The organism is Sphaerotilus sp. (assembly GCF_034519685.1).
Classification (GTDB): domain Bacteria; phylum Pseudomonadota; class Gammaproteobacteria; order Burkholderiales; family Burkholderiaceae_C; genus Sphaerotilus.
In genome coordinates this window covers 1,110,808-1,127,030 of the sequence record NZ_JAXHOF010000003.1, presented here as the reverse complement: position 1 = coordinate 1,127,030, position 16,223 = coordinate 1,110,808, and the positions used below count along the sequence as shown (strand labels likewise).

The window sequence follows — 16,223 nt, the reverse complement described above, 5'->3', positions numbered from 1 at the left end:
ATGCTGGAACAGAAAGAAGAGCTGCTCGACGCGGCAGACACACCGGCCCGCACGGGTACCGAGGCCGCGAACCGGTCCGCCTGGCGCTGGCTTGTGACGGCCGTGGGTTGCGCGGCGCTGGCCACGCTGTCGATCAACCTGTCCTGCCGCGAGGTCGGTCTGGCGACGCTCTGGTATGCCAATGCCTTCGGGGCCTGCGCCTTGCTCCAGGCCGGAAAGGCCCGCGGGCCTTCGACGCTGTCCGCCTTGCTCGTTGCGCTGCTGGCCGCCAACGGGCTGGCCGGTGCGGACCTGCGCACCGCGGTGCTGTACGCCTTGCCCAACCTGGGCGAGATGGTCGTGGGCGGCTGGCTGCTGTCCCGCACGGCGGACTGGCGGCAGATCCACCGCAGCCCCCTGGCCGCCTGGCACACCTGGCTCCGCGCGGCGCTGCTGCCCGCGGTGCTGGGCGCCTGCCTGGCGGTGCTGTCGTTGGGCCTCGGCGCGGCGACGCAGCCCCCGCTCCTCGGGCTCTGGCTGAACTGGCTGGAGGGCAGCCTGATCGGGACTTCGGCGGTCCTGCCGCTGTGCCTGGTGCTGCTGGCACGCAGCGGTCCGCTGCAGGAGACGCTGCGCGGGCTGCTGGAGACCGAGTCGCTGGTGCTGCTGGCGCTGTCCGTCGGGGTGGCGGTGCTGGCCCTGCGCTACCTGCCGTTCCCGTTTGTCTACCTCGGCCTGCCCGTCCTGCTGGTGGCCGTGCGCCAGTCCTATGCCCATGTGGCGCTGCAGGTCTGGGGCATTTCGCTCGCGGCAGGCGCGACGATCTCGCGTGGCGGCCTGGCGCTGCCCCGCATCCTGGACGACTGGCATGCCCTGCTGCTGCACCTGCCCCTGCTCGCGGCCATGCTGCCGCCGCTGCTGCTGTCGTCGGCGATGGAGTCGTCCCGCAGCCGCCAGCGCGCGCTGGAGCGGGAGCGGGAGCGGCTGCGCCACCTCTATGAGCACACGCCCGCGATGCTGCATTCGATCGACACGCAGGGCCGCATCCTGGCGGTCAGCCAGCGCTGGCTGGAGCGCCTGGGCTATGCGGCCGAGGAGGTGGTGGGCCGCCCGGCCACCGCGTTTCTCGACACCGACTCGCGCGAGCGCATGCTCCGGCAGGCCTGGCCGGTGCTGATGCGCACGGGCGAGATCCGCGACATTGAGCTGCGCATGGTGTGCCGGGACGGACAGCTGGTGGATGTGCTGCTGTCCTCGACCTGCGAGCGCGACGCACAGGGCCGCGCAGGGCGCTCGCTGGCCATCGTCGAGGACGTCACCCGCAAGCGGCTGGCCGAGCAGCTGGCCATGCAGTTCCAGCGCATGTCGGTGATGCTGGCCAGCATCGGGGATGCGGTGGTCGGCACCGACGAGCGCGGCCACATCGTCAGTTTCAATCCGGCCGCGGAGTCGATGACCGGCTGGAGCGCGGCGCAGGCGACGGGGCTGCGCTACGGCCAGGTGGTCCGGCGCGTCGGACTCGACGATGGCGAGCCGCTGCCGGACCCGGTGCTCGCCTGCCTCGGTGCGGGAGAGTGTGCCCAGGCGCAGTCTTCCCGGCTGCTGCACCGTGACGGCAGCCGCCGCGTCGTCCGGGAGACGATCACGCCCATGCACGACCCGGCCAGTGGCGCGCTGATCGGGGCCGTCGCGACCTTCCAGGACACCACCACGGCGCACGAGCTGGCGCGCACCCTCGTCCGCCAGGCCCAGCACGACGCCCTGACCGGACTGCCCAACCGCCTGCTGCTGCAGGACCGTCTGCACCAGGCGCTGCAGCTCGCCCGCCGCACGGGCGGCTCCCTGGCGGTGATGTTCCTCGATCTCGACCACTTCAAGCAGGTCAACGACCGGCAGGGCCATGACGTCGGGGATGAACTGCTGCGCCGGGTGGCGCAGAGCGTGCTCGGTGCGGTCCGGGCCAGCGACACGGTCTGCCGGCTGGGCGGGGACGAGTTCGTGGTGCTGCTGCCGCAGATCCATGCCGCCGAGGATGCGGCCGAAGTGGCCCGCCACATCCTGGCCGCCGTCTCGACGCCCTACCAGATCGAGGCGGCGTGCCTGCAGGTCACCTTCAGCATCGGCATCGCGGTGTTCCCGGACGACGGCGATGACGAGGCGGCCCTGATGCGCCGGGCCGACACGGCCATGTACGCCGCCAAACGCGAGGGCCGCAATGGCCTGCGGTTCCACCGTGTGCACGACACCGATCTTGGCTCGCCCTGACCGCCGCAGGCTGCTGCGCGGGGGCGCCGTGGCCATGGCTGCCGCGGGCCTGGGTCTGACCGTCGGCGCGCAGCCGCAGCACCTGCCGCCAGGGACGGCGGCAGCCCTGCGGGTGCCGACGCTGCGGCCGCGGGTGCGCAGGCTGTCCAACGGCCTGCTGGTCGTGGTGCTGCCCGACACGCCGGGGGCGCCGGACGCCGCCGGCAATGGCCGTGCCGGGGCGGGAACGGCGGCTGTCCAGGTCTGGTACCAGGTGGGGGGCAAGGACGACCCTCCCGGTCGCTCGGGTTTCGCGCACCTGTTCGAGCACCTGATGTTCAAGGGCACGGGCCACCTCGCCGACGAGGCCTTCGACCGGCTGACCGAGGATGTCGGCGGCCACAACAACGCCTTCACCACCGAAGACACCACCGCCTACCTGAACGTGGTGCCATCCAACCATGTCGAGCGCCTGCTCTGGGCCGAGGCCGAGCGCATGGCGCATCTGCAGGTCGGCGAGTCGCAGCTGCGCAGCGAGCGGGCGGTGGTCGCGTCCGAGTTCCGCCAGAAGGTGCTGGACGATCCCTACGGCCGGCTGTTCCACGCCATGGCGCCGGCCTTCTGGCAGGCCCACCCGTACCGGCACCCGGTGATCGGCCGGGTGGAGGAGCTGAACGCCGCCAGCCTGGACGATGTGCGCCGCTTCCACGCCACCTTCTACCGCCCGGACAACGCGACGCTGATCGTGGCCGGCGATGTCGATCCGGTCCGCGTCGACCGCTGGGTGGACCAGCATTTCGGGCCCTTGACCTCGCCTGGCACGCCGGTGCCGCGGGTGGTGGTGCGCGAGCCGCGCCGTGTGCACGACCACCGGGTCACCTTGCGCGCGCCGAGGGTGCCCGCCCCTGCGGTGGCCCTGATGTGGCAGGCGCCCGGCGCCGCCCACGCGGACGCCGCCGCGCTGCAGGTGGCCGCCGCGCTGCTGGGCGGTGGCGATTCGGCGCGCCTGCCAGTCGGTCTGGTCGACCGCATGCCGCTGGCGCAGAGCGCCGGCTTCAGCGCGGACTTGCTGGTGGATGGCGGAATGCTCAGTGCCTGGGCGATCGCGGCCGGCGCACCGGCTCCAGCCGCCGATGCCGGTGTCGATGCCCGGCTGTCGGCGCTGGAGGTGGCACTGCTGCGTGGCGTGCACCGGCTCGCCCACGGCCGCATCCCGATCGGTGAGCTGGACAAGGTGCGCACCCAGCTGCTCACCGAGGCACTGGTGGCGCGCCAGACCGCCGAAGGCCGCGCCCTCGCGCTGGGCTGGGCGGTGGTGCAGCGCCAGGATGCCCAGGCGGCGGATGTGGCCTTGGCGCAGCTGCAGGCCGTGCGCGCGGAGGATGTCCAGCGGGTGCTGCGCGGGCATGTGCTGGAGGTGCCGCGGGTCACCTTGCGCTATGTGCAGGCGCCGCGCTCGGCCGCGGGGGGCGGGCCATGAACCGGCGCGGATTCGGGCACCGCTGCGTGGTGCAGGGCATGGGCATGCGCATGGGCCTTGGCCTGGGTCTTGGAGGCGGTGTGGCGGGCTGCGCCGTGCAGCGGTCGGGTGCGGGCAGTCCTGTGCTGGCCGGACAGGGCCAGACCCCGAACCCCGTGCCAGCGCCGGTGCGCCCACCGGCCCCCCCGACCCGCGCCCGAGCGTCGACGGTGCCGCCCGAGCCTGGCCCGACGCCCGCGCCACAGACGCCGGCATACAGCGCGGAGCCGCTCGGCGAACAGGGCCTGACGCTGATCGTCGCGCCGCGGCCCGGGCTGCCGCTGGTGAGCGTGGCCTTGCTGCTGCGCTGTGGACCGGCCTTCGATCCACCCGGTCGGCGCGGCACGGCCGAGCTGATGGCGCAGTTGCTCACCCGCGGTGCCATGCGGCGGGGCAGGGCGGTCGATGGCAGTGGACTGGCGCGGCAGGCCGAGGCGCTGGGGGGCGCGGTGTCGGTGCGGGTGGAGGACCGCCTGACCGTGCTGGAAATGACGGTGCTGGCGCCACGCGCTCCCGCGGCGCTGGCGCTGCTGTCGGACCTGCTGCGCCACCCCCTGTTCACGGCGGCGGACCTGGGCGCCGCGCGGGCCCAGTCGCGCGACGCGCTGGCGCTGCGGCTGCAGGATCCCGCCCAGCTGGCTGCGCTGGTGGCCCGCCGCACGGCCTGGGGCGCGGATCCGCAGGGGCGCGTGACGACACCGTCCAGCCTGATGGCGGTGCGCCGGGAGGATGCCGTGGCCTTGCACCGCCGCTGGGTGCGACCGGACCGGGTGGCGGTCGTGCTGGCGGGCGAGGTGGACCCGGTGGCGGCACATGCGATGGCCCTGTCGGCGCTGGGGGACTGGTGGCGTCCGCCCGAGGCCCTGGCCGACGACCCTCCGGAGCCGATGTCGCTGCCGTCCGTGGCCGTGGTGGCGCCGACCCTGCTCCTGGATCTGCCGGCGGCGGTGCAGACCAGTGTGCTGGTCTGCGCGCCCTTTGTCGGCCCCGAGGCGGCAGACCACGCGGCCGGCACGCTGGCGGCGGCCGTGGTCGGCGCAGGATATTCGGCACGGCTGAACCAGGAGGTGCGCATCCGGCGCGGGCTTTCCTATGGTGTGTCCGGCCGTGTCGAGGTCCAGCGCAGGACCGGCCTGTTCTTCGCGTCGGCACAGACCGACCACGGCCACGCCAGCGAGGTCGCCGCGCTGATGCAGGCCCAGCTGCTGGCGATGGCGCAGCAGCCCGCCGATGCCGCGGAACTCGCTGCCCGCCGCGCCGCGCTCCTGGGCGGACTGGCGCGGCAGCTCGACACCACCAGCGGGCTGGTCACCCGCATCGGCGAGGACTGGGCGCTCGGCCGCAGCGGCGCGCAGGGCTGGAGCCGCTGGGCTGCGCGGCTGGAGGTGGTCCGGCCGGCCGAGGTGCGGGCCTTCGCGCAGCGCCACTGGACGGCGGACCGTCTCCGCACGGTCATCGCCGGCCCCCTCGGCCGTGTCCTGTCCGCCACAGGGACACCCGCACAAGCCCTCCGCCTGGAGGCTTCTGCCCTGGATCTCGACCGTCCGACCCTGCTGCGCTGAGCGTTCGCCCTGGTGGCCGCCACGTTTGCCGCGACAATCCCGGGCAATCCGACTCTCCCGCCGTCCGAGCCCAAGATGCTGCGCATAGCCCTCGTCACCCCCATGCTGCCCGTTCCGCACGACCAGACGCGGGGCCGCTACATCCACGAAACCGCCCGCTCGCTGGGCAAGCTCGCCACGGTGAAGACCTTCTTCCAGACGATGCAGTACCCGCGCATCCCGGGCTTCAAGCCGCGCAGCTTCATTTACGGCTCGGTCGGCCCGGATTACACGCTGGACGGCTGCGATGTCGAGGCCTTCACCTTCCCCGGCGTGCCGGTGGTCAGCCGCGGCTACAACGGCCACATCGCCAGCCTGTCGCTGACGCCGCGGGTGCGCCGCTTCAAGCCGGATCTGGTGCTGGCCTACTGGGTCTACCCGGACGGCTTCGCCGCGATGCGCACGGCGCGGGCGCTGGGCGTGCCGTGCATCGTCGGCGCCCTCGGCTCGGACATCCATGTCCGCTCGGGCGTGAACGAGAAGATGACGCGCCGCACCATCGCCGGCATCGACGCGCTGCTCACGGTGAGCGAGGCGATGCGCCAGTACGCGATCCGCGAGTTCGACGCGCCGGCCGAGCGGGTCCACACCATCATCAACGGCTTCAACACCGCCGTCTTCAAGCCGCTCGACCAGCCGGCGCTGCGCGCGAAATGGGGCGTGAAGCCGGACGAGAAGATGATCGTCTACGTCGGCCGCTTCGTCGAAGCCAAGGGCATGCGCGAGCTGATCACTGCCTTCCAGCAGCTCGCCAAGGACGACCCGAAGGTGACGCTGGCCCTTGTCGGCGACGGCGTGATGAAGGCCGAGCTGATGGCGCTGGTGGCCTCGACCGGGCTGACCGAGCGGGTGCACCTGCCGGGTGGGCAGGCGCCCGAGCAGGTCGCCGAGTGGATCAACGCCGCCGATGTGCTGACGCTGCCGAGCTGGAGCGAGGGCTACCCGAACGTGGTGGTGGAGGGCGTGGCCTGCGGGCGGCCGGTGGTGGCGACCGATGTGGGCGGCACGCGCGAGATCCTGCACGCCGACAACGGCATCCTGATCCCGCCGAAGAACGCCGAGGCGCTGGCCCAGGCGCTGCGGCAGGCGCTCGACCAGCCGTGGGACCGGCCGGCCATCGCCGCCGCGATGAGCCGCACCTGGGACGATGTGGCGGTGGAGACGCTGGCGGTGTGCGAGCAGGTGGCGCGCGCCGGGCGCCGGCGCTGATCCGCCACCGCGCGGCCCGTCAGGGCAGTGGCTGTGTCTGCGGCGTGGCCTTGAATGCCGACCGCGCGTAGCCCAGCGCCTCGGCGCGGGCCAGCGCAGCCTCCAGATCGGCCGGCGCGATCGTCGGCTTGCGCGAGAGCACCCAGCCGAACTGGCGCGTCGACTCGCCCACCAGCACCCAGCCGTAGTCCGCATCCCCGCCCAGCGCGAGGATCCAGTAGTCGCCGTAGAACGGCCGGAAGAAGCTCACCCGCAGCTTGGCGTTGCCGCTGCCTTCGACGACCTTGGCGACACCGGTGATGTCGTCGACCTTGCCATCGGCCGTGCGGCAGCGGTTGACGACCTCGATGTCGGCGCCGGTCTGGCGGTAGCGGGCCTGGGTGTCTGCCGCGCACTGCTTCTGGAAGCGGTTGGGTAGCGAGGCGACCTCGTACCAAGCGCCAGCGTAGCGGGCGAGGTCGACCGAGGCGACGGTCGGCAGCGGGGTGGTGGGGGCCGTCGCACAACCGGCCAGCACGGCCAGCGCCGCTGCGGCGCCCAGGGCGGTGAAGCGTTTCATGGTCGATTTCATCCTGCCATCCCCTGATGACGCAGCAGCGCGTCGATGTTCGGCTCGCGCCCGCGGAAGGCCTTGAAGTTGTCGATCGCGTCGCGCGCGCCGCCCGCTTCCAGGATTTCGCGCCGGTAGCGCCGTCCCGTCTCCGGGTTCAGCACGCCTTCCTCCTCGAAGGCGCTCCAGGCGTCCGCGCTCAGCAGCTCGGCCCACTTGTAGCTGTAATAGCCGGCCGAATAGCCGCCCGCGAAGATGTGCGAGAAGGTGTGCTGGAAGCGGTTGAACGCGGGCGGCTGCATCACCGCCACCTCGTCGCGCACTTCGTCCACGACCTGCTGGATGCGCGCGTCGCTGCCCGGCTCGGCGTGCAGCCGCATGTCGAGCAGCGAGAACTCCACCTGCCGCAGCGTCATCATGCCGCTCTGAAAATTCTTGGCCGCTGTCATCTTGTCGAACAGCGCACGCGGCAGCGGCTCGCCGGTCTCCACATGGGCGGTCATGTGTTTGAGCACCTCCCACTCCCAGCAGAAGTTCTCCATGAACTGGCTCGGCAGCTCCACCGCGTCCCACTCCACGCCCGAGATGCCCGACACGCCCAGCTCGCTGACCTGCGTCAGCATGTGGTGCAGGCCGTGGCCGAACTCGTGGAACAGGGTCTGCACCTCGTCGTGTGTCAGCAGCGCGGGCTTGTCACCCACCGGGGACGAGAAGTTGCACACCAGATGCGCGACCGGCGTCTGCAGCACACCGGTGTCGGGGCGCAGCCAGCGGCCCTTCACGTCGTCCATCCAGGCGCCGGGGCGCTTGCCGGGGCGCGCATACGGGTCGAGGTAGAACTGGCCGATGAGTTGCCCGGCGCGTTCGATGCGGTAGAAGCGCACCGACGGGTGCCAGACCGGCGCCGTGTCCGGGCGGATCGCCACCTCGAACAGCGTCTCGATGATGCGGAACAGGCCGTCGAGCACCTTCGGCTCGGTGAAATACTGCTTCACCTCCTGGTCGCTGAAGGCGTAGCGGGCTTCCTTGAGCTTCTCGCTGGCGTAGGCGCTGTCCCACGATTGCAGGTCGGCCAGCCCCAGCTCGGTCGCCGCGAACTCGCGCAGCTCGGCCAGATCACGCTCGGCATACGGCCGCGCGCGGCGGGCGAGGTCGCGCAGGAAGGTCAGCACCTGCGCCGGACTCTCGGCCATCTTGGGCACCAGCGACACGTCGGCGTAGCTCGGGTAGCCCAGCAGCGTGGCCTCTTCCTGGCGCAGGCGCAGCAGCTCGGCCATCACCGGGCCGTTGTCGCGCTCGGGCGGACCGGCTTCGCAGGCGCGGGTGACGTAGGCGGTGTAGAGCCGCTCGCGCAGGGCGCGGTCGTCGGCGTACTGCATCACCGGCAGGTAGACCGGCATGTGCAGCGTCAGCTTGTGGCCGTCCTTGCCCTCCGCTTCGGCGGCGGCGCGGGTGGCAGCCTTCACGTCCTCGGGCACGCCGGCCAGCTCGTCGGTCGTGGCGTAGTGCGTGAAGCTGTCGGTCGCGTCGAGCACATGCTCGGAGAACTTCTGGCCCAGCTCGGCCATCTGCTCCTGGAGCGCGGCGAAGCGGGCCTTGGCCTCACCCTGCAGCTCGGCGCCGGACAGCACGAAGTCGCGCAGCCAGTGCGACAGCGCTTGCTTTCTCGGCGCACTCAGGGTTGCGGCGGACGGGCTGCTGGCAATCGCCTTGTACTTGGCGTAAAGCCGCTCATCAGCACCTTGGCGGGTGTAGAACTCGGTGATGCGCGGCAGGTTCTCGTTGAACGCGGCGCGCAGCTCCGGCGTGTCCGCGACGCCCTTCAGGTGACCGACCGCCCCCCACGCACAGCCCAGCCGCTCGGTGGCCACCGACAGCACCGTCGACAGCGTGTCGTAGTCGGCCGGGGTGTCCGGCGCCACGGCGGTGTCGAGCGCCGCCTCGGCGTCGGCCAGCAGCACATCAAGGGCCGGCGTGACGTGCTCGGGCCGGATGGCGTCGAACAGCGGCAGCGCCTGGGTGGACAGCAGGGGGTTCGTGGAGGTCGTGTCGGTCATGGGCATGGCGTGCGTTGGGCGGAGTGCCTCAGGCGGCGCTGGCAGCAGCGCGTTCTGCGGCTTCGATCGTATTGACGAGGAGCATCGTAATCGTCATCGGTCCGACCCCACCCGGCACCGGGGTGATCCAGCCCGCCACTTCCTTCACGCCGTCGAAGTCCACGTCGCCGCAGAGCTTGCCTTCGTCGTTGCGGTTCATGCCCACGTCGATCACCACCGCGCCGGGCTTGACCATGTCGGCGGTCAGCACGTTGCGCTTGCCGACCGCGGCGACCACGATGTCGGCTTGGCGCGTGTGGAAGGCCAGATCGGCTGTGCCGCTGTGGGTCACGGTGACGGTGGCGTTGGCGGCCAGCAGCATCATCGCCATCGGCTTGCCGACGATGTTCGAGCGGCCGATCACCACGGCGTGCTTCCCGCGCAGATCCTTCATGCCGATGGATTCGAGCATCTTCATGCAGCCGTAGGGCGTGCAGGCCTTGAAGCCGACTTCGCCCACCATCAGCGCACCCGCCGAGGCGATGTGGAAGCCGTCCACGTCCTTCAGCGGCGAGATCGCCTCGATGACCTTGTGGTCGTCGATGTGCTTCGGCAGCGGCAGCTGGACGAGGATGCCGTGGATGCTCGGGTCGCTGTTGAGCGCGTCGATGCGGGCGAGCAGCTCGGCCTCGGTCATCGTCGCGTCGTACTTCTCCAGCACCGAGTGCAGACCGCTGTCGGCGCAGGCCTTGACCTTGTTGCGCACATAGACGGCACTGGCCGGGTTCTCGCCGACGAGGACCACGGCCAGGCCGGGCTTGACGCCCTGCTGGCTCAGGGCGGCGGCGCGTTGCGCCACGTCGGCGCGGAGTTGCTGAGACAGGGCGTTGCCGTCGATGCGTTGGGCGGACATGGGGGAGGTCTCCTGGGAATGAAAAAGGCCGCTGGGAAGCGGCCTTGCTGGGATCGGGTGTTGCGGGCGACGTGGAGGCCGTGCTCAGGCCTTGATGGCAGCAGCAGCGGTGGCGCCGAGGGCGATCTTGAGCAGATCGGCCACCGTGTTGGCGTTGAGCTTTTCCATGATGTTCGCCCGGTGGGCTTCCACCGTCTTGATGCTGATGGTCAGGTCGTCGGCGATCTGCTTGTTCAGGCGACCGGCGACGATGCGCTCCAGCACCTGTGCTTCGCGCGTGGTCAGCCGGGCGAGCAGGGCGTCGCGGCTGGCCTGTTCCTGGTGGGTGGAGAAGGCCGAGCGGGCGCGGTCCAGCATGCGTTCGACGAGGCCGACCAGCTCTTCTTCCTTGAAGGGCTTCTCGATGAAATCCTCGGCGCCTTTTTTCATCGTCGTCACCGCCATCGGCACGTCGCCGTGGCCGGTGATGAAGACGATGGGCAGCGGGCTGCGGCGCTCCAGCAGGCGGTCCTGCAGCTCCAGGCCGCTCATGCCGTCCATGCGGATGTCCGCGACCAGACAGGCCACTTCGCGAGGATCAAAGCGCGACAGGAAGGCTTCAGCGGAATCGAAGCACTTGACGCGGTAGTCCTTGCCTTCCAGCAACCACTGCAGCGAATCGCGCACTGCTTCGTCGTCATCGACGACGTAGACGGTGCCTTTTTTGGGGATCAGGCTCATGCGGGGTCAGTGGATTTCTGAGGTTTTGGAGGAGTCGCCGGCGGTGCCGACGGGCAGCATGAAGGAGAAACGACAACCTGTGATGCTGTCGGCATTGTAGAGGTTCTCCGCTTTGATCCGACCCTGGTGGGACTCGATGATCGAGCGGCACAGCGACAGACCGATCCCCATGCCATCGGTCTTGGTGGAGAAGAAGGCCTCGTAGAGCCGGCGGCTGACGTCTTCTTTCAGACCGGGACCGGCATCGGTCACGCTGAACTCGATCACGCCGCCCATCTCGGGTGTGTGGCGCGGCACGACCCGCAGCTCGATCGTGCGCCGCTTGGTCGGCAACTGGGCGTTGTCGATGGCCTCGGCGGCGTTCTTCAGCAGGTTCAGCAGCACCTGCTCGATCAGGATCGGGTCGACCTGCAGCACCGGCAGGCGCTGCGCCACATAGCTGTTGATCGACACATTGCGCCGGCGCAGCTCCAGCCCGGCCAGCTCCAGCGTGTCGTCGACGATGTCGGCGGCGCGGGTGGCCTGGCGCTGCGGCTCGCTGCGTTTCACGAACTGGCGGATGCGGTGGATGATCTGGCCGGCGCGCTGGGCCTGCTTCGAGGTCTTCTCCAGTGCGGAGATCAGGTCTTCGTCCTTCAGCGTGCCGGCGCGCTGCCGGGTCAGCATGCCGCTGCAGTAGTTGCTGATCGCCGCCAGCGGCTGGTTCAGCTCGTGTGCCACCGAGGACGCCATCTCGCCCATCGTCACCAGCCGGCTGGTGGCCTGGGCGCGCTCGATCTGGTGGGCGGTCTGCTCTTCCATGCGGCGGCGCACGGTGATGTCGGTGGCGATGAGCATCTGCGCCAGCCGGCCGTCGGTCCATTGCAGATAGCGCGGACGCACATCGAACCACTTCTGCTGCACATCGCTGAACACCTCGCGTGCCTCGGCACCGGACTCGTCCAGGTCTGCGGTGGGCAGGCCGGTCATGCCGTCGATGGCGTCACCGAGTTCGTCCACCGACTTGGGCGGACGCCCGGCCAGCAGCGTGTGCCAGTGGGCATCGCCGCCGAACCAGAGCCGGTAGGTGCGGTTGGCGAACAGCAGCTCGCCGGTCTGCACCGACAGCACCGACACGGCCGCATCCAGTCCTTCGAGCACCGTGGTGAAACGTTCGTGCGAGGCGGTGAGCTGGTCGCGGATGCGCTTGGCCTCGGTGATGTTGGTCATCGAGGTCATCCAGCCGGTCTGGTGGCCGCGCGAGTCGATCAGCGGCGAGACGTACATGCGCGCGTCGAACTGCGTGCCATCCTTGCGCTGCACGCGCACCTCGATGCCGCCGGCAGGGCTGCGGCCGGCGAGTTCCTGCAGCAGCAGGCGGGCGCTTTCTTCCATGCGCTCGGGCGGCCAGTGTGGATAGGGCGGCATGCGGCCGATCAGCTCCGCTTCGCTGAAGCCGGTCATGGCGCAGAAGGCCGGGTTGACATAGGTGATGCGGCCGTCCTTGTCCATGGCGCGCATGCCGGTGAGCATGGAGTTCTCCATCGCACGGCGGAAATTGGTCTCCTGCACGAGCGCGCCCTGGATCTGCAGTCGGCGGCGCATGTGGCGCCAGGTGCCGAACAGCATCCACAGCGTCAGCGCCGACAAGGCCAGCACCATCCAGAACAGCGTGTTGCCGACCAGCCCGACCGAGGTACGGTAACCCTCGCCGCGCAAGGTGACGCCATGGTCCACCGGCGCGAAGGGCACCGTGTAGGTCAGGCCCGGACTCGGACGTCCGGGCAGGCCGCTGACGGTGCTGACCATCACCTCGTCGCTGGCGTCCAGCAGCGAGATGACCCGGCGGCGCGACACCTCGGCCGGCACGAAATAGCGCAGCATCGACTCGATGGCGTATTCGGCCACCAGCGTGCCGGCGAAGTCGCCGTGGTCGATCAGCGGCACATGCACCTGGAAGACCAGCAGGCGGTCTGCATGGTGGAACGGGCGGGAGTAGACCGGCAGGCGCAGCGACTTGGCATCGGCGAAGGCCGCCGTGGTCGCCTCCTGGCGCGGGGCTTCGGAGGCTTCGTTGCTGCCGGGTGTGCCCAGGCGCGGCATGGCGGCCACCAGATCGGGCGAGACATGGCGTGCCACGACCTGCCGGCTCTGCGACAGCCAGGTCAGGCTGACGATCTCCGGTCGGTCTCGCACGAGGGCTTCTGCCTGTGCCAGCAGCTGCTCCCGGTCGATCGTGTGCGTGACCACCTCGCGTGCCAGCCGCACCAGCTGTTCCTGGTTGTCGATCAGGCGCAGGCGGATCTGCTGCTGCACCAGCTCGGCATCGCGCTTGACCGACTCCATCTCCCGGTCGATTTCCTCGGTCCGCAGGTACCAGAACGCCGCGATGATGGCTGCGAGAAACAGCAGCACCGACAGCAGCGGCGCAAGCGTTGCCATGCGATCCTGACGTGACGGTGACTGGCGTCTCCACCAGGACCACAGGCGCCGCAAAGGCCGCAGACGACTGCTGATCACGGGCGGGCGGTTGGGTAGGGACAGAGGCATGCGGGAATTATCGTTGCGACCGGCGTCGGGCCGGATGGTTCGCAGAGGTTCCTGTTGGTTTCACATTATGAAAATGTTGCGCGCCATTTGAAATTGCTCGCCCGATGTGCGAGACTTCGGCCCCATACCCCGATGGAGGGGTGCGCCTGACCGCCGGTTCAGATGGGAACCAGCGGTCTACCCCTGACGCTGCAGAACGAGGAGACACCATGTCTGCAATCCCCCAAGGCCTGCCCGGTGCGGCCAACCCTGATTCCGATCCCCAGGAAACCCGCGAGTGGCTGGACGCGCTGTCTGCCGTCATCCAGGCCGAAGGGGGCGATCGCGCCCATGAGCTGCTGGAGCAGTTGCTGGAGCACGCGCGCCAGAGCAGCATCGACATGCCGTTCTCGGCCAATACCGGCTACGTCAACACCATCGAGACCGACCAGGAAGAGCGCTGCCCCGGCAACATCGAGATCGAAGAGCGCCTGCGCGCCTACATGCGCTGGAACGCGATGGCGATGGTCGTCAAGGCCAACCGCCACAACCCGGAAGACGGCGGCGACCTCGGCGGCCACATCGGCTCCTTCGCCTCGCTGGCCCACATGTTCGGCGCCGGCTTCAACCATTTCTGGCACGCCGAATCCGAGAACCACGGCGGTGACTGCCTCTACATCCAGGGCCATGTCTCGCCCGGCGTGTACGCCCGCGCCTACCTCGAAGGCCGCCTGACCGAAGAGCAGCTCCTCCACTTCCGCCAGGAAGTCGACGGCAAGGGCCTGTCCAGCTACCCGCATCCGAAGCTGATGCCCGAGTTCTGGCAGTTCCCGACCGTCTCGATGGGCCTGGGCCCGCTGATGGCGATCTACCAGGCCCGCTTCCTGAAGTACCTGCACGCCCGCGGCATCGCCAACACCGAGAACCGCAAGGTCTGGGTCTTCTGCGGCGACGGTGAAATGGACGAGGTCGAGTCGCTCGGCGCCATCGGCCTGGCCGCGCGCGAGAACCTCGACAACCTGATCTTCGTCATCAACTGCAACCTGCAGCGCCTGGACGGCCCGGTCCGCGGCAACGGCAAGATCATCCAGGAGCTGGAAAGCGAGTTCCGCGGCGCCGGATGGAACGTCATCAAGCTGCTGTGGGGCAGCAGCTGGGATCCGCTGCTGGCCCGCGACAAGGACGGCGCGCTGCGCAAGCTGATGATGGACACGCTGGACGGCGACTACCAGAGCTTCAAGGCCAACGACGGTGCCTACGTCCGCAAGCATTTCTTCGGCCGCGATCCGCGCACGCTGGAGATGGTGTCGAAGATGTCCGACGACGACATCTGGAACCTCAAGCGCGGTGGCCACGACCCGCAGAAGGTCTATGCGGCCTACCACAAGGCGGTCAACACCAAGGGCCAGCCGACGGTGCTGCTGATCAAGACCGTCAAGGGCTTCGGCATGGGCAAGGCCGGCGAAGGCAAGAACAACGTCCACCAGACCAAGAAGCTGACCGACGAGGACATCAAGCTGTTCCGCGACCGCTTCAACCTGCCGATCCCGGACAGCGAGCTGCCCAAGCTGCCGTTCTACAAGCCGGCCGACGACACGCCGGAAATGCAGTACCTGCACGCCCGTCGCAAGGCGCTGGGCGGCTACCTGCCGCACCGCCGCACCAAGGCCGACGAGAGCTTCACCGTGCCGGCGCTGGAAACCTTCAAGAGCGTGATCGAGCCGACCGCCGAAGGCCGCGAGATCTCGACGACGCAGGCCTATGTGCGCTTCCTGACGCAACTGCTGCGCGACCAGGCGCTGGGCCCGCGCGTGGTGCCGATCCTCGTGGACGAGGCGCGCACCTTCGGCATGGAAGGCCTGTTCCGCCAGGTCGGCATCTACAACCCCGCAGGTCAGAACTACACCCCGGTCGACAAGGACCAGGTGATGTACTACCGCGAGGACAAGGCCGGCCAGATCCTGCAGGAAGGCATCAATGAAGCCGGCGGCATGTCGAGCTGGATTGCGGCGGCCACGAGCTACTCGACCTCGAACCGCATCATGGTGCCGTTCTACGTCTACTACTCGATGTTCGGCTTCCAGCGCATCGGCGACCTGGCCTGGGCGGCGGGCGACATGCAGGCCCGCGGATTCCTGCTGGGCGGCACCTCCGGCCGGACCACGCTGAACGGCGAAGGCCTGCAGCACGAGGACGGCCACAGCCACATCCTCGCCGGCACCATCCCGAACTGCGTCAGCTACGACCCGACCTTCGCGCATGAAGTCGGCGTGATCATGCAGCACGGTCTGAAGCGCATGGTCGAGAAGCAGGAAAACGTCTTCTACTACCTGACGCTGCTGAACGAGAACTACCCGATGCCGGGCCTGACCGCCGGCACCGAAGAGCAGATCATCAAGGGCATGTACCTGCTCGAAGAGGGCGCCGAGGCGGTGACGCCGCGTGTCAACCTGCTGGGCTCGGGCACGATCCTGCGCGAGTCGATCGCCGCGAAGAAGCTGCTGGAGGAAGAGTGGGGCGTGGCCGCCAACGTGTGGAGCTGCCCGAGCTTCAACGAGCTGGGCCGCGACGGCCAGGCCGCCGAGCGCTTCAACCTGCTGCACCCGATGGAGGCGCCGCAGATCCCGTTCGTCACGCAGCAGCTGCAGCCGCACGCCGGCCCGGTCATCGCCTCGACCGACTACATGAAGGCCTACGCCGAGCAGATCCGCGCCTTCATCCCGAAGGGCCGCGCCTACAAGGTGCTGGGCACGGACGGTTTCGGCCGCAGCGACTTCCGCGGCAAGCTGCGCGAGCATTTCGAGATCAACCGCCACTACATCGTCGTCGCCGCCCTGCGCGCGCTGGCCGATGAAGGTGCGGTGCCGGTCGCCAAGGTGGCTGAAGCGATCGCCAAGTACGGCATCAAGGCCGACAAGATCAACCCGCTGTACGCCTGACCCTC

General features: G+C 69.5%; 10 protein-coding genes. 5 read left to right on the top strand and 5 right to left on the bottom strand.

Translation table 11 applies throughout. The features are described from left to right. The 4 genes from U5O44_RS08910 to U5O44_RS08895 all read left to right on the top strand — a co-directional run bounded on the left by U5O44_RS08910 (position 1) and on the right by U5O44_RS08895 (position 6,552). Complete coding sequence (locus tag U5O44_RS08910; protein ID WP_322588077.1) at positions 1–2,244, top strand: diguanylate cyclase domain-containing protein; 2,244 nt, start codon at positions 1–3, stop codon at positions 2,242–2,244. After that, on the top strand, positions 2,231–3,703 hold the full coding sequence (locus U5O44_RS08905; RefSeq protein WP_322588076.1) for a M16 family metallopeptidase: 1,473 nt from the start codon (positions 2,231–2,233) through the stop codon (positions 3,701–3,703). Before U5O44_RS08910 ends, U5O44_RS08905 begins: the two co-directional genes overlap by 14 nt. Continuing rightward, positions 3,700–5,304, top strand: coding sequence for a M16 family metallopeptidase (locus U5O44_RS08900; RefSeq protein ID WP_322588075.1), 1,605 nt, complete (start codon positions 3,700–3,702; stop codon positions 5,302–5,304). The genes U5O44_RS08905 and U5O44_RS08900 overlap by 4 nt, the downstream gene beginning before the upstream one ends. A gap of 75 nt (positions 5,305–5,379) precedes the next feature. Then, positions 5,380–6,552 carry a glycosyltransferase gene (locus U5O44_RS08895; RefSeq protein WP_322588074.1) on the top strand — a complete coding sequence of 391 codons (1,173 nt, stop codon included), beginning with the start codon at positions 5,380–5,382 and terminating at the stop codon, positions 6,550–6,552. Positions 6,553–6,571: 19 nt separating this feature from the next. On the opposite strand, the gene U5O44_RS08890 is transcribed toward U5O44_RS08895, so the two are convergent. From U5O44_RS08890 to U5O44_RS08870, 5 genes are all read right to left on the bottom strand, one after another. Further along, entirely contained in the window at positions 6,572–7,111 is a 540-nt protein-coding gene (locus U5O44_RS08890) for a lipocalin family protein (RefSeq protein ID WP_322588073.1), read from the bottom strand. Positions 7,112–7,119: 8 nt separating this feature from the next. Continuing rightward, the gene (locus U5O44_RS08885) at positions 7,120–9,165 is read right to left on the bottom strand and encodes a M3 family metallopeptidase (RefSeq protein WP_322588072.1); all 2,046 of its coding nucleotides are present in this window, start codon (positions 9,163–9,165) and stop codon (positions 7,120–7,122) included. Between the two features lie 22 nt (positions 9,166–9,187). After that, the gene (folD, locus tag U5O44_RS08880) at positions 9,188–10,051 is read right to left on the bottom strand and encodes a bifunctional methylenetetrahydrofolate dehydrogenase/methenyltetrahydrofolate cyclohydrolase FolD (RefSeq protein WP_322588071.1); all 864 of its coding nucleotides are present in this window, start codon (positions 10,049–10,051) and stop codon (positions 9,188–9,190) included. 84 nt (positions 10,052–10,135) lie between these two features. Beyond that, a complete protein-coding gene (locus U5O44_RS08875; protein WP_322588070.1) occupies positions 10,136–10,771 on the bottom strand; it encodes a response regulator transcription factor in 636 nt (211 codons plus the stop codon). A 6-nt stretch (positions 10,772–10,777) separates the two neighbouring features. Then, positions 10,778–13,300, bottom strand: coding sequence for a PAS domain S-box protein (locus U5O44_RS08870; protein ID WP_416222145.1), 2,523 nt, complete (start codon positions 13,298–13,300; stop codon positions 10,778–10,780). Positions 13,301–13,509: 209 nt separating this feature from the next. On the opposite strand from U5O44_RS08870, the gene aceE reads away from it, so the two are divergent. Further along, positions 13,510–16,218: a pyruvate dehydrogenase (acetyl-transferring), homodimeric type gene (gene aceE / locus U5O44_RS08865; protein WP_322588068.1), complete on the top strand. Its 2,709-nt coding sequence runs from the start codon at positions 13,510–13,512 to the stop codon at positions 16,216–16,218. Positions 16,219–16,223: the final 5 nt, after the last annotated feature.